This is a genomic window from Herbaspirillum sp. NPDC101397 (assembly GCF_044767325.1).
Lineage (GTDB): Bacteria > Pseudomonadota > Gammaproteobacteria > Burkholderiales > Burkholderiaceae_D > Herbaspirillum.
Window position 1 is genome coordinate 211,951 of record NZ_JBIWNS010000004.1, and the last position, 26,803, is coordinate 238,753.

Below are 26,803 nucleotides of genomic sequence, written 5' to 3' on the forward strand. Positions count from 1 at the left end.
GCAGCTAACTGCCGCAAAGCATTCTACAAGATACAACCGCTTGTTACGCCGCCATCGCTCCCGGCAGTTCCGGATGCATGGGCGTGATGTCGATGGTCCGCTGCGTCAGTGGCGCGCTCAGCTGGCGCCCATCGAGCTTGAACACGCTGACCAGCGCGGTCAGGTTGGCCGCCTGGTCCTGCAGGGACTGCGCCGCAGCTGCCGCCTGCTCGACCAGTGCGGCGTTCTGCTGGGTCATGTCGTCGATCTGGATGATCGCTTCGTTGACCTGCTCGATGCCGCTGCTCTGCTCGCTGTTGGCGCTGGTGATTTCGGACATGACGTCGGTGACGCGGCGGATGCTGGTGACGATATCGTTCATTGTCACGCCGGCCTGCTCGACCAGCTTGCTGCCGTTCTCGACCTTGCCGACCGAGTCACCGATGAGCACCTTGATTTCCTTGGCGGCGCTGGCCGAGCGCTGGGCCAGGCTGCGTACTTCCGACGCCACCACGGCGAAACCGCGGCCCTGTTCGCCGGCGCGCGCGGCTTCGACTGCAGCATTGAGCGCGAGAATGTTGGTCTGGAAGGCGATGCCGTCGATCACGCTGATGATGTCGACCACTTTTTGCGATGAGGCGTTGATCGACTCCATGGTCTGCACCACCTGCGACACGATGCTGCCGCCCTGCACCGCGACGTCGGATGCGGCGACGGCGAGCTGGTTGGCCTGCTGCGCGTTCTCGGCGTTCTGCTTGACGGTGGAATTGAGTTGCTCCATCGACGAGGCGGTTTCTTCGAGCGAGCCGGCCTGCTGTTCGGTGCGCGATGACAGGTCAAGATTGCCGCGCGCGATTTCGGTGGAGGCAGTGCTGATGGTTTCGGAGCCGACGCGCACCTGCGTGACGATGGCGGCCAGCTTGTCGCGCATGCCCTTCATCGCCATCAGCAAACTGTCCTTGTCGCCCGGTTTGGTTTCGATGTGCACCGCGAGGTCGCCGTCGGCGATCTGGCCGGCGATCGCCACCGCGTAGTCAGGCTCGCCGCCGAGCTTCTTGAGCAGGTTGCGTGTGATCCACGCCGCCGCGATCAGCGCGGTGATGATGCCGACGGCGCTGGTGACCAGCATCAGCCAGCGTGCTGCGGTGTAGGCGCTGGTGCTGGCTTGCGAGGCATCAGCGTTGAGGCGGTCTTCGACCGCCACCAGTGCGGACAATTCGGTCTGCCATTTCTTTTGCACCGGCAGGTATTCTTCCTTGAGGAATTGCGCCAGCTCATAAGCTTCGCGCTTGAGGCCAAGGTCGACGGCCTGATCGATCAGCTTGTGCGCGATGTCGCCCTGCGCCTTGATCTTCTGGATGGCCGCCTTCTTTTCGGCGACCGCGCCGGCATCCTTGTCGAACATGCTGCGCAGCTTCTGCTCCGAGGCCTGGTATTTCTGTGTCTGCGCCTTGATGTAGGCGGCTTCTTTTTCGATATCGTCGGCGCCGCCCTGCAACATCAGGTTGCGCAGCGAGATGGAGCGTTCCGAAACGGTCCCCATCATTTCATTGACCAGTTTGGTCTCCGGGTTGTTGACCTCGACCACATCGAGGAACCGGCGCTGCATCTGGTCCATGTTGTACAGACCAAACGCCGTCACTGCGATCAGCAGCAACACCACCCACGCGAACCCCAGCCCCAGCCGTGTCCCCACCTTCATCCCTGCAACCATGACGCCTCCTCGTTTCTGCTTGTCCGAGAAGCGGTCGCCCGCGAATGTCCGCCGAATCCGTCGTCTTGCCTATGCCTGTGTTTCCGTCGACGCAACAGCCAACTTCACCGCAACAGCTTCGTGTCTCTACTGCATTTGTATTTGGTCTCAAACAGCATCGGGCGATGCCGTTTTTACAACTTTATCGTTATTCGTTTTTATCTTGCATTTTCAGCAAGTGTGCCCCTGCTTCCGAAAATGCATTTTGCATCAATCTGCGTTGTCGTGCATCAATATAAATTCATGCGGAAAATGATTAGCCGAAGCTTAATGGCTTGGTGAAGCGTAGCGAGCGCGTCCGTGTGTGGCCGAGGAGCGGAGTCGTACGCGAGTACGTCGAGCACCGCAGGCCGCACACGGGCGCGCGCAGTAGCTTCAACAAGTCATTAATGGGCTTGGTCCCAGTTTTTGCCTGTTCCTACTTCGGCAATCAACGGCACCTTGAGCTCCGCAACATTTTTCATCAGTTCCGGCAGTTTTTCACGCACCAGCGCCAGCTCCGCATCGGGTACTTCCATGACCAGTTCATCGTGCACCTGCATGATCAGTTTGGATTGCAAACCATCCTGCTCGATCCAGCCCTGCACGGCAATCATCGCCAGCTTGATCAGATCGGCGGCGGTGCCCTGCATCGGCGCATTGATCGCTGCGCGTTCGGCGCCCTGCCGGCGCGGGCCGTTGGGCGAGTTGATCTCGGGCAGCCACAGGCGGCGGCCGAACACGGTTTCGACATAGCCCTGCGACTTGGCTTCGAGGCGCGTGTCGTCCATGTATTGCTTCACGCTGGAGAAACGCTGGAAATACTTGTCGATGTACATCGCCGCAGCAGCGCGCTCGATGCCCAGATTGCCGGCCAGTCCGAAGGCACTCATGCCGTAGATCAGGCCGAAGTTGATGACCTTGGCGTAGCGGCGCTGTTCGCTGGTGACGTCGCCGAGGCCAACGCCGAAGATTTCGGAAGCGGTGGCGCGGTGAATGTCTTCGCCGTCGGCGAAGGCCTTGAGCATGTTGGCGTCTCCCGAGATGTGCGCCATGATGCGCAACTCGATCTGCGAATAGTCTGCGGAGACGATGGTGCTGCCCGGTGGCGCGATAAAGGCTTCGCGGATGCGGCGGCCTTCTGCAGTGCGGATCGGGATGTTTTGCAGGTTGGGATCGTTGGACGCCAACCGTCCGGTGACCGCCACGGCTTGCGCATAATTGGTGTGCACGCGACCGGTGGTCGGATCGACCATCTTGGGCAGCTTGTCGGTGTAGGTCGACTTCAGTTTCGACAAACCGCGATAGTCGAGCAGGATCTTCGGCAGCGGATAATCCTCGGCCAGTTTTGCCAGCACTTCTTCGTCGGTGGACGGCGTGCCGGACGGGGTCTTTTTCACCACCGGCAATTGCAGTTTCTCGAACAGAATTTCACCAAGCTGCTTGGGTGAATTCAGGTTGAACGGCTGGCCGGCGAGTTCGTACGCCTGCTGCTCGATCTCGAGCATGCGCTTGCCGAGTTCATTCGATTGCGTGGCGAGGATGGCGGCGTCGACCAGCACGCCGTTGCGCTCGATCTTTTGCAGCACGACCGAGGTCGGCACCTCGATCTTTTCGTAGATGTAGCGCAGCTTGGCGTCGTTCTCGACCTGCGGCCACATGGCCTGGTGCAGCGCCAGCGTGACGTCGGCGTCTTCCGCCGCGTATTCGGTGGCGCGACCGATCTCGACCTGGTCGAAGCAGATCTGCGAAGCGCCCTTGCCGCAGACGTCGGTGTAGCTGATCGTGGTGCGGTTCAGATGGCGCAGCGCCAGGCTGTCCATGTCATGCGTGCGGTGCGATTCGAACACATAGGATTCCAGCAGCGTGTCGTGCACGATGCCGCGCAGCTGGATGCCCTGGTTGGCGAAGATGTGGCTGTCGTATTTGAGGTTTTGTCCGAGCTTGGGCTTGCTGTCGTCTTCCAGCCAGGGCTTGAGCTTGGCCAGCACCAGTTCGCGCGGCAGTTGCGCCGGCATGTCCTGGTAGTTGTGCGCGACCGGAATATAGGCCGCACGTCCCGCCTCGCAGCACAGCGAAATGCCGACCAGTTGCGCCTGCATGGGAACCAGCGAGGTGGTTTCCGTGTCCACTGCCGTGAGCTTGGCAGAATTGATGGTGGCGATCCAGGCATCGAGTTGCGCTTCGGTCAGGACGGTTTCGTATTCCTTGACGATCGTTGCGCTGGCATCGAACAGGCCGACTTGCGCGGGGCCGCCGGCGGCATCGACTGAACCGGTTGCGGGAGGCGCCGCTGTCGATTTGGACGCAGCATCGGCGCCGGAGGCTGGAGCTGAAGCAGCATCCAGTTCGCGCAGCCAGGTGCGGAAATTGTAGCGGGTGAAAAGTTCACGCAGCACGTCGTTGTCGTTCGGCTGCACTGTCAGCGAATCGAGGATGGTGCCCATGTGCGCCGACAGGTCGCAGTCGGTCTTGATGGTCACCAGAACGCGCGCCTGTGGCAGCCACGGCAAGGCCTTGCGCAAGTTCTCGCCGACCACGCCGGTGATCTTGTCGGCGTTGGCGATGACACCGTCGAGCGAGTCGTATTGGGTGAGCCATTTGACGGCGGTTTTGGGGCCGCACTTTTCAACGCCGGGCACGTTGTCGACAGTGTCGCCAATCAGGCTGAGGTAGTCGACGATGCGCTCCGGCGGCACGCCAAATTTGCCGATGACACCGGCGCGGTCCATGGTTTCGTTGCTCATGGTGTTGACCAGCGTGACGTGGTCGTTGACCAATTGCGCCATGTCCTTGTCGCCGGTGGAGACGATGGTCTTGAGTCCTTCTTCGGCGGCGCGCAAGCCCAGCGTGCCGATGACGTCGTCGGCTTCGATGCCTTCGACCATCAGGATGGGCCAGCCCAACGCGCGCACGGCAGCGTGGATCGGCTCGATTTGCAACGCCAGGTCCTCAGGCATCGATTTGCGTGTAGCCTTGTACTCGGCGTACAAGTCATCGCGGAATGTCTTGCCCTTGGCGTCGAATACACAAGCGATGTAACTTGCTGGATAATCATTACGCAGTCGGCGCAGCATATTGATGATGCCGTACAACGCACCGGTCGGCGCGCCTTCCGCGTTACGCATGTCGGGCAGAGCATGGAATGCACGATAGAGGTAACTGGAACCATCAACTAACAACAAGGTTTTTTGCATATGGAACTTAGAGGAAAAAATGTCCCGCGACTGCGGGAAGTGGATGACATCGAGCGCGCCACCGCCAAGAAGGCACGCGAGTCATGGCATGTACTCACGATTATGGCAGAATTTATCGAGTCCACCGAGCGCCTGTCAGAGCTGCGCCCGGCGGTTTCCATCTTCGGTTCCGCCCGCACAAAACCGGACGATCCGCATTATGCCCTGTGCGTTGACATCGCCCGGCGCCTGTCCGACGCCGGCTTTGCCGTGATCTCGGGCGGCGGCCCGGGCATCATGGAAGCAGCCAACAAGGGCGCCTTCGACGGCGCCTCGCCGTCGGTCGGACTCAACATCGAGCTGCCGCATGAACAGCACGGCAACGGCTGGCAGGATATCTCGCTGTCGTTCCGCCATTTCTTCGCGCGCAAGGTCGCCTTCGTCAAGTACGCCGACGCGTACGTGGTGCTGCCGGGCGGCTTCGGCACGCTGGACGAACTGACCGAAGCGCTGACGCTGATGCAGACCGGCAAATCGCGCCTGATGCCGGTGATTCTGGTGGGCAGCCAATTCTGGGCGGGCCTGATGGAGTGGATCCGCACGCGCCTGGTCGACGATGGCATGATTTCCGCCAAGGACCTAGATCTGTTGCAGGTGATCGACGATCCGGCCGAGGTGGTGGTGGCGGTGCAGAAGTTCTATGACGCGCGCAAGAAACCGGCTGACCCGGAAGACGCGGAACGCCAGACCGGCATGTATCTCTGATTCAACCGCGTCAACTGCACTATCGAAAACGCCGCCCCGCAACGAGTTGCCGGTCGGCGCTTATTTGTGACACTGTTCAGTGTAGCCAATCCCCAATAACGCAAGGGCATCTGGGACAAAGACCGCTCCGATTCACGTCGACTTCGAGCGGTCTTTTTTAGTATCTGCAATATTTAACACTATCTACACCCCCGCCCAATCTGGCACTGCACCTCATTCGATGAGGGTAAAAATGGTCATCGAGAAAGCGTCATGGATTGCTGAAACGAAGTAACGACTCTGCACAATGCTGCTGACATGCCCACCCGGCAACCATCGAATTTCCGCATGCGGCCAATGATTGCGCATGGTTTCATAAGAAGCCTTAGATACGAATCGATCGTGCCGGGCACCAATCAAAATTACTTTCCTGTCCGGTATTGGCGATGGCAATCGTTCCAAACTGGTCGCATTGAATACCGATTGCATCCGGGCGGAAATATCGCCGCGCTCACCACATGTATGCTTTAGCTTATTCCAGTCACACAATCCGGAAGTCAGGCCGTCGACAAAAACGACGATACCATTGTGCGGAGCCACGATCGTCACGATGGCAACAGGAAAAGAACTCAGGATACCGGCAACCGACGCAATATATCCGCCTTTGCTGATACCGACCACCGCCAATCTTTGATAGCCCTGCCTGCGTAACCAAAGCAACAATGACCGAGATTCTTCGATGGCGGCGCCACACAGCAAAACGAAATCAGACAATTTTCTCAATGTGGCCGTCGGCTGACATGCCGGTCGCCTACGCCCACGGAACGGATTTTCCATCAATACGGATCCGATTCCTGCTTTCGCCAAGGTTCGTGCATTTTTTTCTCGACCTTTGTAACCATTTTCTCTAGTCGTCGCAGGATGGACTACGATCGGACAGTTTTCCATACAAGTCGGTAACATCATGCGAAAGTAAGCCATCAATGATTCTGACGGCAGATGCTCCTGATAGAAAGGCGATCGAAATTTTCCGTCTCGATACCGATAACCATCAGCAACAATCCAATCTCCCTCCCATTCGACTTGAATGTCGGCAGCACTGTCTCTCGCATCAAATCGTTGTTTAACCGCATCGATTGCAGCATTAGCCCCCCACCCCTCATAAAACAGAGGCGGCTCGTTGGAAAAAATCCTGTTTCGAAGAAAAAAGTAACCGTTATCCAGCCAGCCAAGTCCGTAGCTTAATATCTTGTGCATATTAGTATCAGGCACCTGTTGCCAGCTTTACGCTTGCGATGACGTCCCCCGGTGTAATCACCCCCTGACGGGATAGAACGACGCCTTTCGAAGTTCCTTCTGCAAGAATTCGTTCGTTGTTGCGAAAAGTATGCGTCATATAGAAATATTTTTCGTCCCAATGCGTCAACGCCATTGAAACCTGAAACTTGTCGAATAAATTAATCGATTTTTTATAGGTCATTGTGTGTTCTGCAATGATAGGTCGCCATTTTTTTTTCAACATGACCTTCAGCAAGCCTGTTCGAATAAAAAAATCTACCCGAGTCAAATCACAAATTGTCAGATAACGTCCGTTATTCATGTGAAAGTTAACGTCAAGATCATTAGGAAATGCATATAAAGTTAGATTATTTTCTGCCTTCCCAGCGGGAAGCCGCTCTTTAAAAAACGACGCGACAACCACATAAATCAAGCGGAACAATAAATTCATACAAAACCTTCATGAATTGAATAAAAGATTAATACATCGGAAGCCCAAGCTTACGCATTTCCTCTTCATCGGTTGCGGATGGCAATCGATTTACGCGATGCTTTGGTGCCGCCTCTCGGCGGGAAAAAAAATTTCTGAAAGATTGACGTAACCAATCTCCACCCAACAGCAGATTGAAGTTACATGCGACGTATTTATGATGCACATAATGATGACGGATCATTTTTCGGAAATACGATGTCTTGAGAAAAAGAACAATGCCTTTCGGCGCTCTCCGAATCGCCTCTTCATGCGGCATATGCAAGTAAGGATGTATGAAATTATTTAACAGCGGTGATAGTGTGGTGGCAACCGAGAACGCGCCGGCAAACATTGGTGGAGAGATAGTAAACAACAGTGCAATCACCGGTATAAATGGCAGAATGAAAACCAACACTCCGGTCCCTTGCAGTTTTATCGCGTAGTGTGATTTTCGGATGATGTTTCCATGAGTTCCTCGTGCCGCCAACACTTTATCCAGTGCATTTCTTTCCTGATCATCTTCAAACTGAGTAACATAGTTTTTCCGGAATGTTTTTCTGTGGTGAATGACATGATGAGAATAATTTGCATTAATAAAAATTGCAAAAAATCGCGGGTATCGCATCCAAAAATTGACTGTCTTCTTGGGTGCGTCAGAAATTTTCTGATGCAAAATTGATTCAATTAAGGTTGAGACCATATACCCAATCAAAAAGCCCCCCACGATCATCAGTGCAGCGTAGAAAAAGTACATAGTTGTCCATACACACATATTGAAACGTTTTACAGCAATCGTAGTTACGAACCTTTTTTTAACGCATGGAAACTCACCATTTTTTGCTTTCTCTCATCCCATAATTTCAATCGGGAGAATTTCAGACTTTCTCGCAACGTGAACCGCTTTGCTCGTTTAAATTCGTCGTTCTCGCGGTAACACTTGGGCAAGTGATAGTTCGGCACATTTACGTTCAGATGATGGATATGGTGGTAGCCGATATTGGCAGTAATCCAATGCAATACGCGCGGCAAATCGTAAAAAGAGGAGCCTTCCAGTGCTGCTTCATGAAAGCGCCAATCACTGTCATCTTTCCAGTATGCGTCCGGGAACTGGTGTTGGATGTAGAACAACCAGACGCCGACTCCTGTCGCAATGAACATCACACCGATGTGAAAGAAAAGAATCGACCAAGCATCATCTGCAACTACCGCAATAACGCTTGCTACGGTGAAGATACCCAACGAAGTGCCATGTATACTCCATCGCTCTTTAATCCAGCTTTTTGGCACACGACAAGTCAGGCGCTGGCGAACCAGAAAGAACAAGAAAGCGCCAAATCCAAACAAGATCAACGGATGGCGGTATAGCCGGTAGTACCACTTTTTCAATAACGGCAACGCCGCGTATTCAGCGACAGTCAATGTTTTGACATCGCCATATCCACGTTTTTCAAGATTGCCGTTTCCCGAGTGATGCATCAGATGAAAGCGCCTCCAACATGCATGCGGCGTCAGCGTCAAAATACCAATCAGAAAGCCAAGGATTTCATTAACTTTCATTGATCTGAAAAAGCTGCCATGACTGCAATCATGCTGCAGCATGAATGCCCGAATAATGAGCCCGGCAATGAGTAGCGCCGATAGGATAGTAAGCACCGGATACGTATGCATGGAATGGATTCCAATCGGGTAAAGCAAAAAGATCGGCATAAAAGTGCTTACTAATTGACCGATGCTTTTCCCGACGCTACCTCGTTGATATGTCTTCGTCAAAGCGTGAAGGTCGCGAAGAGGACGTTGAGCAGCATTGTTGTCTTGGTGAGTGATGTCGATATTCTGCAAAATTTATCCATGAAAAATCCCAAATCCCACAATGGAAACCGGCTAATTTCATGCAGTGCAGAACGTGCAAGAACAATGGCTGTAACGTTGACCGACGCGCCATTGCAATTAATGGCGCGGCGCTGTTCAAGATTTGAAACGTTGTTATTTAAAAATTTTGCGAAGTGTATGTGAGAGTTGCCATACGATCAACCAAACATAGCAAGAAACCAGCAGGAAATAGTAATTATTCGAAGAGCCTGTAAATCCTGCGGCACCGGCTCAGCAGACTCGAGATAACGAAAAGAATTGGGCAATCATTGATGGAATGGATCAGCACGCGCTAGGTCGACGACTGCATGATTTCCGCCAAGGACCTCGACCTGTTGCAAGTGATCGACGACCCGGCCGAAGTGGTGGTGGCGGTGCAGAAGTTCTACGATGCGCGCCAAAAGAAACCGGCCGATCCGGAAGACACCGAACGCCAGACCGACATGTATCTGTAATTCAATCGCCTCACCAAAAACGCCGATCCGCAACAAGTTTGCCGGTCGGCGTTTTTTATGAATGACATGCAGTAATTTTTCTATAACTCCACAACAATCGTCGCATAATCAACGCGACGCCGAACAAATTTCCTCCGTGTCCGTCGAAACCTGTTCCGTGCAAGCGCTCGCTGCCCGTTGCTCTTCTCTTCTTCGACCGGACCCAATATGATCATCAACTACTGGCTGTGCTGGCTGCTTGCATTCGCTGCGATGCAGGCGAGTCCGATTGCCTCTGCCCAATCGACGGGCGCGAGCGCCGGCGCGTTGTCGCCGGCCGTGGCGAAGGTCGCTGACGCTGCCGCCGCCGGCGACGCCGAATCCCAATACACGCTGGCGCAGATGTACCACAGCGGCAGCGGCGTGCCGAAGGATCCTGCGGCGGCGGCGCTGTGGCTGCAAAAGGCCGCGAACCAGGGTCATGCCAACGCCCAGTACAGCCTCGGCACCAGTTATCTGCTGGGCGACGGCGTGCCGAAAAGCACGGCGTCGGCAATCGAGTGGCTCAACAAATCGGCGCAACAGGGCAACTCGCTGGCCCAGGCCAATCTCGGCGCGATCTACCTGAACGGTGACGGTGTTGCGCAGAATTTTCGCGTGGCCTTGTCCTGGTTTGAAAAAGCCGCCGCCCAAGGCCTGCCACTGGCGCAATACAGCCTCGGCAAGATGCATCAGAACGGCTACGGCGTGCGCACCGACGAGACGATAGCGGCGCAGTGGTATGCCCGCGCCGCTGCGCAGGACTATGCGCCGGCGCGGCAAGCGTTGGCGGAACTGAAACGGCCGGTGTCGCCTACTTCGCGCACGCCGACTGCCGTCACGGCTGGCCCGGCTGCAACGCCCCCGGCAGCGGCGTCACCGGAACAAGCCGCGGTACTCGCCACTGTTCGCGACTGGGCTGCGGTGTGGGGCCGCAAGGACGTCGATGCCTATCTGGCTTACTACGCCGACGACTTCCGCCCCCCAAATGGCGAGCGCCACAGCGATTGGGCAGCGCAGCGACGCACGCGCATTGATGCCAGCAAGCGTATCGCCGTCGACATCGTCGCGCCCGGCGTGACGGTGAGCGGCGACGTCGCCACCGTCAGGTTCACCCAGAAATACACGTCAGACCGACTCGCCGAGACCAGCGAGAAGACACTGGTGCTGGCGCGTCGCGGCGACGCCTGGAAAATCGTCCAGGAAACTGTGCGCAAAGCCGCGTCAGCCGGTAAATAGCGGCTGACAACCGTAACCGGGACAAGACGCGCGATAAAACAGTTGAGCTTCGACAACATGCCCCCATCTATATAGCGGAGCACATTCGCGAGGATGCGGGCTCCGACTGATTCGTTTGTTACAATGACCACCTACTGTCAACCTGTCCAGATTGCGAGTTCCCCATGATTACCAGAAGCCGGTCCGTTGTGTCCGCCATGTCGCTTTGCTTCTCCCTGCTGATGCTGTCTTCCCTGGCGCACGCCCAGGCGGTATCGGACAAGCCGGCCCCGCCGCCGCCTGAGCTGCAAACTCTGGAAGAAGGCGAACCGCCTGCCGTGACCATCAAGAAGCCGGGCGAAGAGCAAGGCAGCGGCAACAGCATCACCGAGCGCCGCGACCACGGCCAGACCAAGGAAGTCAAAGTCAAATCGGGCCCGAGCACGTATTACGTGAAGCCGACGCAGCAACTTGGCGGCTCCACGCCGGGCGATGTTCAAAGCGGCCCGCCAAGCGGCGCCCAATGGCAGATCAAGGAATTCGACTGGGGCGGCAAGAAGAAAGCCAAAGAAGGCGAAGCCGGCGACGCCAGCAAGTAATTCATCCTCTCCGGACGGCATCCCGTCCGGATTTTCCATCGTTCTCCATCATTCCCGCACATGGCAGTTTTTACTCCGGTCAGCCTGGACGACCTCTCAGGCTGGATCACCCAGTTTTCTCTCGGCAAAGCGCTGGCCGTCAAAGGCATTTCTTCCGGCATCGAGAACAGCAATTTCTTCATCACGACCGAAAGCGGCGAGTACGTCCTGACGCTGTTTGAAAAACTGAGTTTCGAGCAACTGCCGTTTTATCTGGAACTGATGCGCCATCTGGCCCAGCGCGACGTGCTGGTGCCGGCGCCGATCCCCAACAAGAGCGGCAGCATCATCAATGCCCTCAACGGCAAGCCGGCGTCGATCGTCACCAAGCTGGAAGGCGCCTACCAGCCGAAGCCGGAGCCGGTGCATTGCGCCGAAGTCGGCGCCATGCTGGCAAAAATGCATCTGGCGGCGCAGGACTTCGGCATCCGCCAGCCGAATCTGCGCGGCTTGACGTGGCGACGCGAAACCGCGCCGGTGGTACTGCCTTACCTGAACGCCGAAACGCAACAGGTGCTGCGCGCCGAAATGCAATTCCAGGAAGGCTTCGCCGCCTCCGATATCTACGCACAGTTGCCCAACGGTCCGGTGCACGCCGACCTGTTCCGCGACAACGCCATGTTCGTCGGCACGCGCCTGACCGGTTTCTTCGATTTCTATTTTGCCGGCTGTGACACCTGGCTGTTCGACCTGGCCGTCACCGTCAACGACTGGTGCATCGACCTGGCCAGCGGTGTGCTCGACGTTGCGCGCGTGCAAGCCATGCTGGATGCCTACCACGCCGTGCGCCCGTTCAAAGCGGTCGAACAACAAGCCTGGGCCGCCATGCTGCGCGCCGCCGCCCTGCGTTTCTGGCTGTCGCGCCTGTATGATTTCCACCTCCCGCGCGCCGCCGAAATGCTGACGCCGCACGATCCCACGCACTTCGAACGTATCCTGCGAGAGCGCGTGAACGGCGCCATCCCGCCGCTGCCCGGACCGAATGATTGATATGGAAAAACTGCCCGCAAAAACCGGCTGGCTCTGGGTCAAGGAAGGCCTGGGGCTGTTCCGCAAGCAACCTGCTGAAGTGTCGACGCTGTTCCTGAGCTACATGTTCCTGATGCTGGCGCTGGGCATCCTGCCCGTCATCGGCCAGTTGCTGCCGCTGATCCTGGTGCCGGTGTTCGCGATGTCGTTCATGCAAGCCTGCCGCCAGATCGAGGAAGGCAAACGCGTCTATCCGAGCCTGCTGCTGGTCGGCTTCCGTTCGCCTGCGCTGCGTACGCTGCTGGCGCTGGGCGTGCTGTATCTGCTGGCAGCCTTCGCGGCGGTCGGCGTGTCGACGCTGGTCGACGGCGGCGCCTTCTGGAAAGCCATGACCGGCCCCGGCCTGGACCCCAAGGACATTGAAGGCAGCAACCTGCGCCTGGCCATGATCGTGGCTGCGCTGGTGTATATCCCGGCGGCGATGGCGTTCTGGTTCGCAGCGCCTCTGGTCGCCTGGCACAAGATGTCGCTGGGCAAGGCGCTGTTCTACAGCTTCTTCGCGGTGCGCCGCGCCGCCAAGGCGTTCACGGTCTACGGCCTGGCCTGGCTGGTGATCGGCGTGCTGCTGCCGGCCACCATCAGCACGATCGTCGCTTTACTATTTAACAACATGACTGTGATCGTGTTTATTTTGCTGCCATTGTCGATAATATTGACCGTGGTCATGTATTGCTCTTTTTACCCGACTTACACTGCAGTCTTTGGCAAGCCTCCGCGCGACGAAGCACCCGCTCCAGAGAGCGGCGACAGCGCAAGGTAAATGCTTGCCGAAAAGGCAAGTATAACTACCACCACAACGCAGCTGTCACGGGGAAAAAGATGCGCATGAACCTGCCGGTCACCAATGCCGAGTATGAATTACAAGACGGCAAATCGATCGTCTCCAAAACCGATCTGAAGGGCAACATCACCTACGTCAATCCCTACTTCATCGAAGTCAGCGGATTCCACGAAGAAGAATTGATGGGCGCGCCGCAAAACATCGTGCGCCATCCCGACATGCCGGCCGAAGCCTTCGCCGACATGTGGAAAACGGTCAAGAAGGGCATCCCCTGGACCGGCCTGGTCAAGAATCGCCGCAAATGCGGCGATCACTACTGGGTGCTCGCCAACATCACCCCGGTGCGCGAAAAAGGCCAGGTCATCGGCTACATGTCGGTACGCACCAAGCCGTCGCGCCAGGAAGTCGCCGGCGCCGAAAAACTCTACGCTGACATGCGCAAGGGCAAGGCCAAAGGCATCGCCATCGAGCAGGGCAACGTCGTCAGGACCGGCCTCAAGGGCTGGGTCGGCAAGTTCGGCAAGATCCAGCTCAACACCCGCATCAACCTGTCCATGATCACGTTGCTGGGCCTGCAGCTGGTAGCGGCGAGCGTGAGTTTCGTCACCGACCACAGCGTGCTCAACACCGGCATCTGCATCGCCACCATGCTGATCACGCTGTATATCTGGTACGCGCTGCACAGCGCGCTGGTGCGCCCGATCCAGGCGGCGTTGCTGGCCACTTACGCGATCACCGGCGGCGACTTGTCGAACCGCGCCGAATCCGACCGCCACGACGAGATCGGTCGCTTGTTGCGCGCCCTGCGCCAGATGAACATCAACCTGACCGCGATCATCGGCGACGTGCGCTCCAATGTCGAATCGATCAACGGCGCCACACGCGAGATCGCCAGCGGCAACATGGACTTGTCGCATCGCACCGAGGCGCAAGCCTCCAACCTCGAAGAGACCGCGTCGAGCATGGAACAACTGGCCGTCACCGTACGCCAGAACGCCGACAGCGCGCTGCAAGCCAATCAGTTGGCGGCCTCAGCTTCGGCGATTGCGGTCAAGGGCGGCGACGTGGTCGCCAAGACCGGCAGCACCATGAGCGAGATCAGCGCCTCGTCGAAGAAGATCGTCGACATTATCAGCCTGATCGACAGCATCGCCTTCCAGACCAACATTCTGGCGCTGAATGCCGCCGTCGAAGCCGCACGCGCCGGCGAGCAAGGCCGCGGCTTCGCCGTGGTCGCCTCCGAAGTGCGCAGCCTGGCCCAGCGCTCGGCCGGCGCCGCGAAGGAAATCAAGACGCTGATCGAAGACTCGGTGGAAAAGGTCGACATCGGCAACCGCCTGGTCGATGACGCGCGCAGCACCATGACCGAGATCGTCGAATCGGTCAAGCGCGTGACCGGCATCATGACCGAAATCACCGTCGCCACGCAGCAGCAAAGCGCCGGCATCATGCAGGTGCACCAGGCTGTCACCGACATGGATGAAAGCACGCAGCAGAACGCTGCGCTGGTGGAACAGGCGGCCGCCGCAGCGGGCAGCCTGGAAGAACAGACCGGCCGCTTGCTGCAGGCCATCTCGGTGTTCAAGTTCCAGCACCAATAAACCTTCCGGCAGCATGAAGCCGCGATAAAAGGAAAAGGCAGTCGGAGTGTTCTCCGCCTGCCTTTTTTCATGCTCGTCTCAGCCGCGTCAATACTTGATGTAGCGGCCCTGCTGCATCAGACGCGTGGTGATGGTCTGCGACGTCTTCAACGCGGCTTCCACGCTGCTGCGGCCCGTCAGCGCACGCGCGATGGCCTGACCGGTGAAGGTGCCGATGCTGGTGAATTCGGGGATCGTCACCAGCTGGATGCCTACGTAAGGCACTGGTTTGAGCGTAGGGCTGTCGGGGTCGGCGCTTTGGATGGCATCAAGGACGAAGTCCGCATACGGCGAGGCTCTCTGGTAGCCGGCCGACGCATAGGTCGATTTGCGCGTGCCCGGCGGCGCCAGTCCCCAGCCGTCCCGTTCAGCAACCAGCTGGATGTATTCTTTCGAGGTCGCCCACACGGCGAATTTTTTTGCTGCCTCCTTCGATTTCGACGAATGAGGCACCGCCAGCGCCCACGCCCACAACCACTGCGCACCTTTCGCCGTGGTCGCGGTCGGCGCCGCCACGAAGGCGGTCTTGTCGAACACCCTGGAATTCTTGCCGTGGAAGAGTGTTCCCGCCGCGACGGTGGCGTCGATCCACATGGCGCATTTGCCCGCGGCGAACAGCGCCAGGTTTTCGTTGAAACCGTTCTGGACCGCGTCGGCGGGGCCGTATTTGCGCAGCAAGTCGACATACAGGCCGACCGCCTGCGCCCATTCCGGCGTATTGAGCTGAGGCTGCCATTGTTCGTCGAACCAGCGACCGCCATACGCATTGACCATGGTGCCGATCAGCGCCATGTTTTCACCCCAGCCGGGACGCCCGCGCAGGCAGATGCCGGCAACACCGCCCGCGGGATCATGCAGCTGGGCGGCGAACGTGGCGATTTCTTCCCAGCTCGGCCGGGTCGGCATGACCAGCTTCTTTTGTGCGAACAGATCCTTGCGGTAATAGGTCATCGAGCTTTCCGCATAGAACGGCAGCGCGTACAACTTGCCCTTGCTGCTCAGGCCGTCGCGCACCGGCTTGAGCAAGTCGTCCACGTCATAGCCGGCGGGCAGGTCGTCCATCGGCACCAGCCACTCCTGCTCCGCCCACAGCGGCGTCGACATCAGGCCGATGGTCATCAGGTCGAACTGTCCGCCGCTGGTCGTGATGTCGGTCGTCACGCGCTCGCGCAGCACGCCTTCGTCCATGATGTTCCAGTTGAGTCTGATATCGGGATTGGCTTTTTCGAACACCGTGGACAGCCGTTGCAGCTCCAGCATGTCGGGGTTGTTGGTGGTGGCGATGTTGACGACGGTCACCACGTCGGCGCCGGCCAAGCCCGGCCAGAGCAGGCCGCTGAGGATGGCGAGCAGGGACAGCCGGCGCGTGAACGCGCCGCGACGTGCGTAAGGTTTCATGCGAATCCCCCGGGCGTTGGAATAGGTTCCGGCCTGTTCAGGGGATCATCAGACAAGCCCTGCGGCAAGTCAAGCGAGTGTCTTTTTAATGAAAAAACCGCGCATGATTTGCCGCAACGCAAGGAACGCGTGAGACTCAGGCAGAGCCCGACGGCAATGCTTCCCACGGTTGGTAAATATCACGATAGCGCTGCAAGCGCGGTTGCAGCCGTGCGTGGCGCGCCGGCCGCGGCTCGTAGCAATCCTGTTGCGGCGGCTTGCGGCACACCACTTCTTCGCTGCCGCCGTCGGCCAGCCAGGCCAGTCGGGCAGCGCCCAGGGCGCCGCCGGCCTCGCTGCCTACGTGGGTGACGATGCGCACGTCGAGCGCGTCGCTGAGCAACTGCGCCCAGTAAGCGCTGCGTGCGCCGCCGCCGACCAGCGACAATTGCCGCACATCGGTGCCGGCTGCACGCAAGGCGTCGAGGCCGTCGACCATGCCGAAGCTCACGCCCTCCAGCACCGCATACGCGAGCGCAGCGCGCTGGTGTTCGTGCGAGAGGCCGTGGAATACGCCGAGCGCGTAAGGATCGTTGTGCGGGGTGCGCTCTCCGGACAGATAGGGCAGGAACAGCGGCGCATTGGCCAGGGCTTCGTCATCGAGCGCAGCGACTTCCTGCAGCAAGGTTTTCTCATCGACGCTGCACAGGCGGCAGAACCAGCGCAGGCAGCTTGCCGCCGACAACATCACGCTCATCTGGTGCCAGCGCTGCGGCAAGGTATGGCAAAACGCATGGATGGCGCGCGCCGGATTGGGACGGAATTTATCGTTGACCACGAACAGCACGCCCGACGTGCCCAGCGACAGGAAGCCATCGCCCGGCTTCACGGCGCCGATGCCGACCGCACTCGCAGCACCGTCGCCGGCGCCGCCCGCCACCACCACGTCATCGGCCAGCCCCCAGGCCCGCGCTACTTCCGGCAACAGCAAGCCGGCGGCGGCGCTGCCGTCGGCCAGCTCCGGCATTTGTGCGCGACGCATGCCGCCTGCGGCCAGCAAGGCGTCCGACCAGTCGCGCCGGGCCACGTCGAGCCAGAGCGTGCCGGCAGCGTCGGAAGGATCGGAAATCTTGCGCCCGGTCATCTGCAGCCGCAGCCAGTCCTTGGGCAGCAGCACGCAGGCGACCTGCTCGAAAAGTTGCGGCTCGTGACGCGCCACCCACAGCAATTTTGGCGCGGTGAATCCCGGCATCGCCAGATTGCCCGCGACCTGGTGCAGGTCGCCGGATTCACTCCAGCGCCGCGTCAACTCGGCGCATTCATCCGTGCTGCGCGAATCGCTCCACAGGATGGCCGGACGCAGCACGCGCTCCCGCGCATCCAGCAGGACCGCGCCGTGCATCTGCCCGGACAGGCCGATCGCGCGGATGCCGGCGAAACGTTCCGCTCCCAATTGTTCGCGCAGACCGGCGACGGTGTCGCAGGCTGCCCGCCACCAGTGCTGCGGATCCTGCTCCGACCAGCGCGGGTGCGGACGCGACACCGTCAGCGGCGAACCGGCCAGCGCCAGCAGTTTTCCTTCGGCGTCGATGACAACCGCTTTGACTTCCGACGTACCAAGGTCAATCCCCAGATACATGGTGCTCCTTGTTATTGATTGTTGTCCGTCTCAAGCGGGCATTTTAGTCGAGGTTGCAAGCCAGGCGTTCACGCTGACGATCCCTTCGCGCAACAGCCGCTCAAGCTGGATGCTCCCGGCAAGTTCGCCCCACAGCAGCGGATCGTTGCAATAGGCGCGTACCGGGTCGGGACTTTCCAGCATCAGCCTGACCGCCGCCGGATCGAACACGCCGTCCTGGTATTCATACGTCAGCTCGCCGCGCCGCCAGCGCTGCAGGAAGGCGAAAAACAACGCCGCCACCTGTGCCGTAGCGCGCGGCTGATGGCCACGCCCCAGGCTGTCGGAGATGGTCGGGCGAATGAAGCCGGGAATCTTCGAGAAGCCGTCCGCCGCCACCCGCTGGTTGGTGTCCTGGATGGCGGGATTGGCAAAACGCGCCAAGGTCGTGTCGCGATACGCTTCGAGGTCCAGCGGACTCGGCGTCAGGCACGGGATGACATCTTGCGTGATGTAGTCGTAAGCCATCCGGCGAATGTCTTCGTGTACCGTGCCTTCGTGGATGTAGTCGAGGCCAATCATGGTGCCGGCCCAGGCGATGCAGCTGTGGCTGGCGTTGAGGATGCGGATCTTGGCTTCTTCGTAGGGCAGCACGGACGCCACCATTTCGACGCCGACCTTTTCCAGCGCCGGACGGCCGGCCTTGAAATCATCCTCGATCACCCATTGGATGAAAGACTCGGCCATCAGCGCACACGGATCGTCGACGCCGGTCGCTTCCTTCACGCGCTGCCGCACGGCCTCGGTTGGACGCGGCGTGATGCGATCCACCATGGAGTTGGGGCTGGCGACATTGGCACGCACCCACTCCAGCAGCTGGTGATGACCGCGCAAGGTCAGGAATTGCTGCAGACCGCCGAAGAAGCGTTCTCCGTTGTGGCGCAGGTTGTCGCAGTTGAGCAGCGTCACGCCGCCGGCGTTGCCGTCCTGGCGCGCTTGCAGGATCGCCGTCACGGCGCCGTAGATGGTGCGGCGGTCGCCGCCGATGTCGGCCGCCAGATCAGGATTGTGCACGTCCAGCAGATGTTGGTGGTCGAGGTAATAGCCGCCCTCGGTCACGGTAAACGATATCACGCGCGTGCGCGGCTCGGCCCCCGTCTTCACGAGGCTTTTCAGCTGCGCATCCCAGGGCACGATGTCGCGGATGGCGCGGATCGTCTCATACGCACGCTGTCCCTGTGGCGTCACCGTTTCCAGCGTGTAGCGGCCTTCGCTTTGCTCCAGCTCTTTCAGCAATGGCGCCATGTCGGCGCGGATATTGCCCAGCGCCAGTTGCCAGCGGCGATCGTCGTCATTGCCGCGCTCGCGCAGACGATGCAGATAGACCGCCTGGTGGGCGCGGTGAAACGATCCGGCGCCGATATGCAGCCAGACCAGGTCATTTTTTGAATCACGGTTCGTCATGTTGTCCTCTCTGTCCTCGCCAGCTTCTCAATGCACCGCCATCGCCGGATCGCGCAGCAGGCGCTTCACGGCGCTGCCGTCCTCACGGAACAGATGGCAGCGATGCGCTTCGGCGCCGACACCGATAACGCTGCCGGAAGCAAGCTGCAGGCTGTCCGCGACGCGCAGGATCAACGGTTCGTCGGAAGCATCGGTGGCGGCGTACAGGTAAGAGAAATCACCGAGCAACTCCAGCGCCGTATAGCGCGCCTGCAGCATCGGCTGTCCGGTCACGATGACAAGATGCTCGGGACGAATGCCCAGCGTCACCTTGTCGCCGACCTTGAGCGTGCCGGCCTCGACCGCCGCCAGCTGGCGTCCGCCGCCCGGCACGTCAACCAGCACGCCTTCGGGGCCGATCTCGGCGATCACGCCGTCGATGAAATTCATCTTGGGCGAACCGATGAAACCTGCCACGAAACGATTGGCCGGATGGTGGTACAGCTGCTGCGGCGTGCCGACCTGTTCGATGCGCCCGGCCGACAGCACGACGATCTTGTCGGCCAGCGTCATGGCTTCGATCTGGTCGTGCGTGACATAGATCATGGTGGTCTTGAGATCGTCATGCAGCTTGGAAAACTCCAGCCGCATCTTCACGCGCAGCGCGGCGTCAAGATTTGACAGCGGCTCGTCGAACAGGAACACGCTGGGCTGGCGGGTGATCGCGCGGCCGATGGCGACACGCTGGCGCTGGCCGCCGGACAAGGCGCGCGGCTTGCGGTCGAGCAGATGATCAATGTGCAGGATTTTGGCGGCATGCTGCACGGCGCTGTCGATTTCGGCCTTGGACTTGCCGGCGATCTTGAGGCCGAAGGCCATGTTGTCGTACAGCGTCATGTGCGGATACAACGCATACGACTGGAACACCATGGCGATGCCGCGCTTGGCGGCCGGCACGTCATTCATGCGGCGCTCGCCGATGTTGAGCTCGCCGGCGCTGATGTCCTCGAGGCCGGCGATCATGCGCAGCAGCGTCGATTTGCCACAGCCGGAGGGACCGACGAAGACGACGAACTCGCCGTCGTCAATGTCGAGATTGATGTCGCGCATCACTTCGTTGTCGTCGTAGCGCTTGGCGAGGTTGCGGATGGTGACGGCTGCCATGATGATCTCCTTGTTTCGTGGTTTTCTTGCTTATGCAGCGCGTCCGGCCAACAAGGCCGCGATCAGCGCAGGCAATTCCTGCATGTCTTCAAATACCAGTTCGGCGCCGGCGTCGAGCAGCTTCCGGCGCATGCCGTGGCGGTCATGCGCCACGCCGGTGAAGCCCAGCACATGCATGCCCGCGCTGCTGGCGGCGCGCACGCCGGTCACGCTGTCGTCGACTGCGACGCAGTGCTGCGGGGCCACGCCATAACCGGCAGCGGCGGCGAGATAGACATGCGGCGCCGGCTTGGGCCGACCGACGTCGTGCGCGCTGTGGATGTGACCGTCGAACAGGGCGAGCAGGCCGCAACGCTGCAAACCCCTGACGATGCGATCGGTGCTGCTGTTGCTGGCGACCGCCTTGGGCAAATCGATTTTCTGCAAGGCCTCGGCGATGCCCGGTACCAGCTGGACCTCGTCGCCGCAGGCGATGCCGACGGCGATGTTGATGTCGGCGTATTGCGCGGCGTTCAGGCCGAAGCCGAACTCGACGTCGAGTTCATCCAGCAGCAATTCCGTGAACATGCCGAGGCGGGAGGCAATCGCGTGATGCAGCTTGTCGCCGTCGGCGGGATTCTTCAGCAGCAGCGACAAGTGTTCATGCAGCACGCGTAACGCAATGCTCTCGCTGTCTAGCAGCACGCCGTCGCAGTCGCAGACCAGGTGGGTGATTTCCGGCTTCATGTTTCCTTTCATTTACTTCACGGCGCCAAAGGTCAGGCCGCGCACCAGTTGCTTCTGCGCGAGCCAGCCGAGCGCCATGATCGGCGCGATCGCCAGTAGCGAGGCGGCTGACAGCTTGGCCCAGAACAGGCCTTCCGGATTCGAGTAGGAGGCGATGAATACCGTCAGCGGCGCGGCGTCGACGCTGGTCAGGTTGAGGCTCCAGAACGCCTCGTTCCACGACAGGATGATCAGCAGCAGCGCGGTCGACGCCAGTCCCGGCATGGCGGTCGGCAGCAGCAGGTAGATCATCTCCTGCCAGGCGTTGGCGCCGTCGATGCGCGCCGCCTCGAGGATTTCCTTCGGCACGTCGTTGAAATAGGTGAAGGCCATCCACACCGCGATCGGCAGGTTGATCAGCGTATAGATCAGCGTCAGGCCGGTGACGGAATCGAGCATGCCGCTGTTCTTGGCCAGCAGGTAGATCGGCACCAGCACGCCCACCGCCGGCATCATCTTGGTCGACAGCATCCACAGCAACAATTTCTGCGTACGGCCGGTCGGGAAGAAGGCCATCGAATACGCCGCCGGCACCGCGATCAGCAGCGACAGCAGGGTCGAACCCAGCGAGACAATCATGGAATTCTTGACGAAGGCCAGGTAATTGCTGCGCTCGAAGACTTCACGGAAGGTGTCCAGCGTCGGCATGAAAATCAGGCTCGGCATGTAGGCCTGGTGCTCCGTCTTGAAGGCCGTGACGGCGACCCAGAAGATCGGGAAGAACAGGATGACGGCGCAGGTCCATGCCAGCAGCCCCACCCAGAGCGGACTCTTTTTTTGGTCGTTCATTTTTCGTTCGCTCCTTTAAGGTTCTTCGCCAGCATGCGCACCAGGAAGAACGACACGATGTTGGCCAGCACCACGGCGAAGATGCCGCCCGCCGACGCGATGCCGATGTCGAATTGCTGCAAGCCGATCGAGTACACAAGGTAAGTCAGGTTGGTGGTCTCGGTGCCTGGGCCGCCGGCGGTGGTGGTGAAGATTTCAGCAAATACCGACAGCAGGAAAATGGTTTCGATCATGATCACCACGGTGATCGCCCGCTTCAGATGCGGCAGCACGATGTAGAAGAAGATGCGGATCGGTCCGGCACCGTCCAGCTGGGCGGCTTCCTTCTGATCGCCGTCGAGCGATTGCAGCGCCGTCAACAGGATCAGGAAGGCAAACGGGATCCATTGCCACGACACGATGATGATCACTGACAGCATCGGATATTCGGCGAGCCAGTCGATCGGCTCCATGCCGAGGTGGCGCATGACGAAGGCCAGCATGCCGTAGACCGGATGCATGATCATGTTTTTCCAGATCAGCGCAGCCACGGTCGGCATCACGAAGAACGGCCCGATCACCAGCAACCGTGCGATGCCGCGGCCGCGGAACGGCTGATCGAACAGCACCGCCAACAAGGTGCCGCCGATCACGCTGATGCCGAGCACGGAACCGATCAGCAAGGCGGTGTTCGCTATCGACGGCCAGAAGGCGGGATCTTCCAGCAGGAATTGGTAGTTTTCCAGTCCCACGAAACCGGTCTGGTCCGGCGACATCAGGTTGTAGCGATTGAAGGAGAAGTACACCGTCATCGCCAGCGGCACAATCATCCACAGGAACAGCAAGGCCACGGCCGGCGTCTGCAGCAGGCGGATCGGCAGGAAACGCTCGCCGCCCGTGCGCTTGCCGCGGCGGGATTTCGGTGTGGATGAAGAAGCGTTGGCTTCGGAAGGCATGGGAGAAGTATTCGATATCGACGACATGGCGGCCTCGAGGCAATCAGGTTCGGGCCGGCGTCGTGAAGGACGGTCCGGCGGAAATCGCTTAAACAGTTTCATGCGCCGCCCGGCGTCAAGCCGGGCCGGCGCATAGCGGCACGATTGCCATTACTTGATATAACGCCCCTGCTTCATCATGCGCACAGTTTGCGCCTGCGCCGTCTTCAGCGCGGCATCGGCAGTACCCTTGCCTGCCAGCGCACCGGCAATCGCCTGGCCGGTGATGGTGCCGATGGACTGGAACTCCGGAATCGTCGCGAACTGGATGCCGGTGTAGGGCACCGGCTTGACGGTCGGATTGTTGGCATCGGCCTTCTGGATTGCATCGAGGACGAAGTCGGAGAACGGCGAAGCCTTCTTGTACTCGGCGGAAGCGTAAGTCGAGGTGCGCGTACCCGGTGGCACCAATGCCCAGCCGCTATCCTTGGCGACCAGCTTGATGTAGTCCTTGGAAGTCGCCCAGGCGGCGAATTTCTTCGCGGCGTCCTGCGACTTGGACGACTTCGGCACGGCCAGCGACCAGATCCACAACCAATGCGAGCCCTTGTCGGTGGTCGCCATCGGCGCCGGCGCGAACGCGACCTTGTCGGACACCTTGGAATCCTTGCCGTGGTACAGCATGCCGGCGGCGACGGTGGCGTCCACCCACATGCCGCACTTGCCGCCCGAGAACAGCACCAGGTTTTCATTGAAGCCGTTGGAGCTGGCGCCCGGCGGACCGGACTTGCGCATCAGGTCGACGTAGAAATTGACGGCCTGCTTCCATTCCGGCGTATCGAGTTGCGGTTGCCATTTTTCATCGAACCAACGGCCACCATAAGCATTGACCATGGTGCCAACCAGCGCCATGTTTTCACCCCAGCCTGCGCGCCCGCGCAGGCAGATGCCGTAGACGCCCTTGGCCGGATCATGCAGTTGCGAGGCCAGTTTTCCGATCTCTTCCCAGGTCGGCTTTTCGGGCATCTTCAGGTTCTTTTGCGCGAACAGATCCTTGCGGTAATAGGTCATCGAGCTTTCCGCATAGAACGGCAGCGCGTACAGCTTGCCGTCGCTGGTCAGGCCTTCGCGCACGGTCTTGATCAGGTCGGCTTCGTCGTAGTCGGCGGGCAGGCCCGTCATCGGCGCCAGCCAGCCCTTCTTGGCCCAGATCGGCGCTTCATACGCGCCGATGGTCATCAGGTCGAACTGGCCGCTGTTGGTGGCGATGTCGGTGGTCAGGCGCTGGCGCAGCACGCTCTCTTCCATCGTCACCCAGCGCAGCTTGATGTCGGGATTGGCTTTTTCGAACTGCGGCGACAGCTTCTGCAGTTCGATCATGTCGGGGTTATTGATCGATGCGATGTTCAGTGTGACGGGTTCCGCGAAGGAAAAACCGGCAGTACCGAGCATGGCGATAGCGGCAGCAAGGCGTGCCAACGGACGTGCGGGGGCGCGAAGTTTCATGCTTGTCTCCATTGTGTGCGGGCTGAGGATTAGCGTTGCCGCCTTCCTCGCCTCGATGTAATTTTCTGAGCAAAAAATCTATTTGCGAGCAAATAATCAAACATTGACAAAAGATTGTCAAGCATTTGCTTTTTTATTGAGCAAATGTTCAATTTTGATAATAATGACTACCTGACCTGCCACTAAAACACGTGACCAAAGTCCGTACAATGCCGGATCAACCGCCGGAGTACACAAGTGATGTACAAGGGGAACGGCAGGTTCACAACAAGGAAAAACGATGTCATCCAGCTCATCCAAACTCGACTTGGCGGCGCGCGCCGCATGGATGTATTACGTCGCCGGCAACACCCAGAATGAAATCGCCGAGCGCCTTGGCATCTCGCGCCAGATGGCGCAGCGCATGGTGGCCTACGCCGGCGCGTCGAACCTGGTCAAGGTGCAGATCACCCATCCCATTTCGTCCTGCCTGGAGCTGGCGCAGGGCTTGCAGCAGCGTTACGGCCTTGAGGTCTGCCGGGTGGTGCCCAGCAATGCCGACGGCGCCGAGGATGATGCCCAAGGCGTCCAGCAGATGCTGGCCGTGGCCGGCGCCGAATTGATGGAGCAATACCTGCGGCAGGAAGAGCCCTTGATCGTCAACGTCGGCTCGGGCCGCACGCTCAAGGCCGCGATTGAAAAGATAAGCGACATGGAGCGGCCGCAGCATCAGATCGTCTCGATGATCGGCGCCTTCGCATCCGACGGTTCCGCCAACCGCTACGACGTCGCCCTGCTCGCCGCCGAAAAAATGCAAAGCCGCTTTTACCTCTTGCCGGCGCCGCGCGTGGCGGAGAACGAAGCCGACCGCAAGCAATGGTGCAATCATCGGGCCTACCAGATCGTCACCGGTCTGGCGCAACGCGCCGACGTCACCTTTCTCGGCGTCGGCACGATCGCGCTGCAGGGTGCGATGCACGAAGACGGCTTCATCGACGACGACGAAGTGGCGCAACTGCAAAAGCAGGGCGCGGTCGGCGAACTGATCTGCCACGCCTTCGACGCTGCCGGCAAAATGCTGCGTTCGCCGCTGGCCGCGCGCATCACCACGCCGCCGCTCAGTTCACCGCCGGACAAGCCGGTGATTGCACTGGCCGGCGGCCGCAAGAAAGCCGAAGCGGTGCGCGGCGCCTTGCGCGGCGGTTGGCTGACCGGCCTCGTCACCGACGAGTACTGCGCACAGTTTGCGTTGCGGGACTGAATTCCAGGCAGCCCAAGAACAACTATTGCAGCATCAGCATTACGGAGACATTCATGCAGCATCCCATTGAATTCGTCGTTTTCGGCGAAGCCCTGACCGACTTCATCCGCCAGCCCGGCGGCGAGTGGCGCGCCCTGCCCGGCGGCGCCTGCTGGAACGTCGCACGCGTCGGCGCCCGCCTTGGCGTAGCAACCGGTTATGCCGGCAGCGTCAGCAGCGACGTCTTCGGCGAAGAATTGCGCGTGCTCACGCAAGAGGCAGGACTCGATATGCGTTACCTGCAGCAGGTCGACAAATCGCCGCTGCTGGCGATGGTGACCTCGACCACGCCGCCCAATTATTTCTTCGTCGGCGACGACAGCGCGGACCTGCATTTCGATCCGAGCAAGCTGCCTTCCGGCTGGATGGATGAGGCGCGCGTATTGCACTTCGGCTGCATCAGCCTGACGCGCGAACCATTGGCTTCGCGTCTGCTGGCGATCGCCGCGGAAGGCGCACAACGCGGCAAGCGCATCGCCTTCGACCCCAATTGGCGCAAGCTGATGGATCAGCCCGGCTATCACGTGCTGATGCGCAAGCTGCTGGCGTTGTCGCATTACGTAAAGGTGTCGGATGAAGATCTGGAGAAGCTGTTTCCCGGCGATGCGCAACCATTGGCTACGTTGAAGGCCTTGGCGCCGCAAGCGGAGATTTTGTTCACGCGCGGGGCGGATGGTTTGTCGTGGATCAAAGGGGAAAGCGTTGTCGACCAGCCGGCTTATCGGGTTGAAGTGATCGATACCGTTGGCTGCGGCGACGCGTCGATGGGTGGGTGGATTGCGAGTATTTTGCGTCAGGCGGACGCGCCGGTGGCGACGCATTTGCAGTGTGCTGCTGCGGCGGCGGCGTTGTCGGCGGCGCGGGCGGGGGCTTATGCGGCTACTTGGGATGAGGTGCAGGAGCTGGTTAATCGCTGAGC

The 26,803-nt window shown here is 59.6% G+C and carries 22 protein-coding genes and 1 pseudogene; 9 read left to right on the forward strand and 14 right to left on the reverse strand.

The genetic code is table 11. The features are described 5' to 3' along the window. Positions 1-43: 43 nt before the first annotated feature. Together ACIROW_RS11480 and polA are read right to left on the reverse strand one after the other, a co-directional pair. Positions 44-1,693 (reverse strand): methyl-accepting chemotaxis protein, encoded by a 1,650-nt coding sequence (locus tag ACIROW_RS11480; RefSeq protein WP_402275394.1) that lies wholly within the window; start codon positions 1,691-1,693, stop codon positions 44-46. 425 nt (positions 1,694-2,118) lie between these two features. After that, on the reverse strand, positions 2,119-4,908 hold the full coding sequence (polA, locus tag ACIROW_RS11485) for a DNA polymerase I (RefSeq protein WP_402275397.1): 2,790 nt from the start codon (positions 4,906-4,908) through the stop codon (positions 2,119-2,121). On the opposite strand from polA, the gene ACIROW_RS11490 reads away from it, so the two are divergent. Continuing rightward, positions 4,909-5,652 (forward strand): TIGR00730 family Rossman fold protein, encoded by a 744-nt coding sequence (locus ACIROW_RS11490; protein WP_402275399.1) that lies wholly within the window; start codon positions 4,909-4,911, stop codon positions 5,650-5,652. 213 nt (positions 5,653-5,865) lie between these two features. On the opposite strand, the gene ACIROW_RS11495 is transcribed toward ACIROW_RS11490, so the two are convergent. From ACIROW_RS11495 to ACIROW_RS11510, 4 genes are read right to left on the reverse strand one after another with little or no spacing between them, the layout of a single operon-like run. Next, a complete protein-coding gene (locus ACIROW_RS11495; RefSeq protein ID WP_402275401.1) occupies positions 5,866-6,888 on the reverse strand; it encodes an alpha/beta hydrolase family protein in 1,023 nt (340 codons plus the stop codon). A 7-nt stretch (positions 6,889-6,895) separates the two neighbouring features. After that, positions 6,896-7,360, reverse strand: a complete 465-nt coding sequence (locus ACIROW_RS11500; RefSeq protein WP_402275404.1) for an acyl-CoA thioesterase — start codon at positions 7,358-7,360, stop codon at positions 6,896-6,898. A gap of 28 nt (positions 7,361-7,388) precedes the next feature. After that, entirely contained in the window at positions 7,389-8,135 is a 747-nt protein-coding gene (locus tag ACIROW_RS11505) for a hypothetical protein (protein ID WP_402275407.1), read from the reverse strand. Positions 8,136-8,179: 44 nt separating this feature from the next. Further along, complete coding sequence (locus ACIROW_RS11510) at positions 8,180-9,220, reverse strand: fatty acid desaturase (RefSeq protein ID WP_402275409.1); 1,041 nt, start codon at positions 9,218-9,220, stop codon at positions 8,180-8,182. Between the two features lie 338 nt (positions 9,221-9,558). Here ACIROW_RS11510 and ACIROW_RS11515 point away from each other — a divergent pair, with 338 nt between their 5' ends. From ACIROW_RS11515 to ACIROW_RS11540, 6 genes are all read left to right on the forward strand, one after another. After that, positions 9,559-9,705 (forward strand): hypothetical protein, encoded by a 147-nt coding sequence (locus ACIROW_RS11515; protein WP_402275413.1) that lies wholly within the window; start codon positions 9,559-9,561, stop codon positions 9,703-9,705. 207 nt (positions 9,706-9,912) lie between these two features. Then, entirely contained in the window at positions 9,913-10,962 is a 1,050-nt protein-coding gene (locus tag ACIROW_RS11520; protein WP_402275414.1) for a DUF4440 domain-containing protein, read from the forward strand. Between the two features lie 197 nt (positions 10,963-11,159). Continuing rightward, positions 11,160-11,540 carry a hypothetical protein gene (locus tag ACIROW_RS11525; protein ID WP_402275416.1) on the forward strand — a complete coding sequence of 127 codons (381 nt, stop codon included), beginning with the start codon at positions 11,160-11,162 and terminating at the stop codon, positions 11,538-11,540. A gap of 60 nt (positions 11,541-11,600) precedes the next feature. Beyond that, positions 11,601-12,569, forward strand: coding sequence for a homoserine kinase (locus ACIROW_RS11530; RefSeq protein WP_402275419.1), 969 nt, complete (start codon positions 11,601-11,603; stop codon positions 12,567-12,569). A 1-nt stretch (position 12,570) separates the two neighbouring features. Beyond that, complete coding sequence (locus ACIROW_RS11535; protein WP_402275421.1) at positions 12,571-13,368, forward strand: BPSS1780 family membrane protein; 798 nt, start codon at positions 12,571-12,573, stop codon at positions 13,366-13,368. Between the two features lie 59 nt (positions 13,369-13,427). Continuing rightward, the gene (locus tag ACIROW_RS11540) at positions 13,428-14,990 is read left to right on the forward strand and encodes a methyl-accepting chemotaxis protein (RefSeq protein ID WP_402275423.1); all 1,563 of its coding nucleotides are present in this window, start codon (positions 13,428-13,430) and stop codon (positions 14,988-14,990) included. An 87-nt stretch (positions 14,991-15,077) separates the two neighbouring features. Here the strand turns inward: ACIROW_RS11540 and ACIROW_RS11545 are convergent, their stop codons facing one another. The 8 genes and pseudogenes from ACIROW_RS11545 to ACIROW_RS11580 all read right to left on the reverse strand — a co-directional run bounded on the left by ACIROW_RS11545 (position 15,078) and on the right by ACIROW_RS11580 (position 24,551). Next, positions 15,078-16,427 carry an ABC transporter substrate-binding protein gene (locus ACIROW_RS11545; RefSeq protein WP_402275426.1) on the reverse strand — a complete coding sequence of 450 codons (1,350 nt, stop codon included), beginning with the start codon at positions 16,425-16,427 and terminating at the stop codon, positions 15,078-15,080. A 136-nt stretch (positions 16,428-16,563) separates the two neighbouring features. Continuing rightward, on the reverse strand, positions 16,564-18,045 hold the full coding sequence (gene xylB, locus ACIROW_RS11550) for a xylulokinase (protein WP_402275428.1): 1,482 nt from the start codon (positions 18,043-18,045) through the stop codon (positions 16,564-16,566). Positions 18,046-18,075: 30 nt separating this feature from the next. Beyond that, positions 18,076-19,488 (reverse strand): D-arabinitol 4-dehydrogenase, encoded by a 1,413-nt coding sequence (gene dalD / locus ACIROW_RS11555; protein WP_402275431.1) that lies wholly within the window; start codon positions 19,486-19,488, stop codon positions 18,076-18,078. Positions 19,489-19,515: 27 nt separating this feature from the next. After that, a complete protein-coding gene (gene ugpC / locus ACIROW_RS11560) occupies positions 19,516-20,631 on the reverse strand; it encodes a sn-glycerol-3-phosphate ABC transporter ATP-binding protein UgpC (RefSeq protein ID WP_402275434.1) in 1,116 nt (371 codons plus the stop codon). Between the two features lie 30 nt (positions 20,632-20,661). Beyond that, positions 20,662-21,357, reverse strand: a complete 696-nt coding sequence (locus ACIROW_RS11565) for an HAD-IA family hydrolase (RefSeq protein ID WP_402275437.1) — start codon at positions 21,355-21,357, stop codon at positions 20,662-20,664. A 12-nt stretch (positions 21,358-21,369) separates the two neighbouring features. Next, positions 21,370-22,152: pseudogene (locus ACIROW_RS11570) on the reverse strand (carbohydrate ABC transporter permease); the annotation flags it as partial. 29 nt (positions 22,153-22,181) lie between these two features. Continuing rightward, positions 22,182-23,147, reverse strand: coding sequence for a carbohydrate ABC transporter permease (locus ACIROW_RS11575; RefSeq protein WP_402275440.1), 966 nt, complete (start codon positions 23,145-23,147; stop codon positions 22,182-22,184). A 123-nt stretch (positions 23,148-23,270) separates the two neighbouring features. Further along, positions 23,271-24,551, reverse strand: coding sequence for an ABC transporter substrate-binding protein (locus ACIROW_RS11580; RefSeq protein ID WP_402275960.1), 1,281 nt, complete (start codon positions 24,549-24,551; stop codon positions 23,271-23,273). A gap of 334 nt (positions 24,552-24,885) precedes the next feature. Between ACIROW_RS11580 and ACIROW_RS11585 the strand changes: the two genes are divergently transcribed. Then, entirely contained in the window at positions 24,886-25,845 is a 960-nt protein-coding gene (locus ACIROW_RS11585) for a sugar-binding transcriptional regulator (protein ID WP_402275443.1), read from the forward strand. A 53-nt stretch (positions 25,846-25,898) separates the two neighbouring features. Further along, a complete protein-coding gene (locus ACIROW_RS11590; protein ID WP_402275446.1) occupies positions 25,899-26,801 on the forward strand; it encodes a carbohydrate kinase in 903 nt (300 codons plus the stop codon). The last annotated feature ends 2 nt before the right edge of the window (positions 26,802-26,803 follow it).

Coding starts and splice junctions, on each gene's coding strand:
- ACIROW_RS11480 (WP_402275394.1), bottom strand. CDS start 1,693: ATGGTTGCAGGGATGAAGGTGGGGACACGGCTGGGGCTGGGGTTCGCG.
- polA (WP_402275397.1), bottom strand. CDS start 4,908: ATGCAAAAAACCTTGTTGTTAGTTGATGGTTCCAGTTACCTCTATCGT.
- ACIROW_RS11490 (WP_402275399.1), top strand. CDS start 4,909: ATGGAACTTAGAGGAAAAAATGTCCCGCGACTGCGGGAAGTGGATGAC.
- ACIROW_RS11495 (WP_402275401.1), bottom strand. CDS start 6,888: ATGCACAAGATATTAAGCTACGGACTTGGCTGGCTGGATAACGGTTAC.
- ACIROW_RS11500 (WP_402275404.1), bottom strand. CDS start 7,360: ATGAATTTATTGTTCCGCTTGATTTATGTGGTTGTCGCGTCGTTTTTT.
- ACIROW_RS11505 (WP_402275407.1), bottom strand. CDS start 8,135: ATGTACTTTTTCTACGCTGCACTGATGATCGTGGGGGGCTTTTTGATT.
- ACIROW_RS11515 (WP_402275413.1), top strand. CDS start 9,559: ATGATTTCCGCCAAGGACCTCGACCTGTTGCAAGTGATCGACGACCCG.
- ACIROW_RS11520 (WP_402275414.1), top strand. CDS start 9,913: ATGATCATCAACTACTGGCTGTGCTGGCTGCTTGCATTCGCTGCGATG.
- ACIROW_RS11525 (WP_402275416.1), top strand. CDS start 11,160: ATGTCGCTTTGCTTCTCCCTGCTGATGCTGTCTTCCCTGGCGCACGCC.
- ACIROW_RS11530 (WP_402275419.1), top strand. CDS start 11,601: ATGGCAGTTTTTACTCCGGTCAGCCTGGACGACCTCTCAGGCTGGATC.
- ACIROW_RS11535 (WP_402275421.1), top strand. CDS start 12,571: ATGGAAAAACTGCCCGCAAAAACCGGCTGGCTCTGGGTCAAGGAAGGC.
- ACIROW_RS11540 (WP_402275423.1), top strand. CDS start 13,428: ATGCGCATGAACCTGCCGGTCACCAATGCCGAGTATGAATTACAAGAC.
- ACIROW_RS11545 (WP_402275426.1), bottom strand. CDS start 16,427: ATGAAACCTTACGCACGTCGCGGCGCGTTCACGCGCCGGCTGTCCCTG.
- xylB (WP_402275428.1), bottom strand. CDS start 18,045: ATGTATCTGGGGATTGACCTTGGTACGTCGGAAGTCAAAGCGGTTGTC.
- dalD (WP_402275431.1), bottom strand. CDS start 19,488: ATGACGAACCGTGATTCAAAAAATGACCTGGTCTGGCTGCATATCGGC.
- ugpC (WP_402275434.1), bottom strand. CDS start 20,631: ATGGCAGCCGTCACCATCCGCAACCTCGCCAAGCGCTACGACGACAAC.
- ACIROW_RS11565 (WP_402275437.1), bottom strand. CDS start 21,357: ATGAAGCCGGAAATCACCCACCTGGTCTGCGACTGCGACGGCGTGCTG.
- ACIROW_RS11575 (WP_402275440.1), bottom strand. CDS start 23,147: ATGTCGTCGATATCGAATACTTCTCCCATGCCTTCCGAAGCCAACGCT.
- ACIROW_RS11580 (WP_402275960.1), bottom strand. CDS start 24,551: ATGCTCGGTACTGCCGGTTTTTCCTTCGCGGAACCCGTCACACTGAAC.
- ACIROW_RS11585 (WP_402275443.1), top strand. CDS start 24,886: ATGTCATCCAGCTCATCCAAACTCGACTTGGCGGCGCGCGCCGCATGG.
- ACIROW_RS11590 (WP_402275446.1), top strand. CDS start 25,899: ATGCAGCATCCCATTGAATTCGTCGTTTTCGGCGAAGCCCTGACCGAC.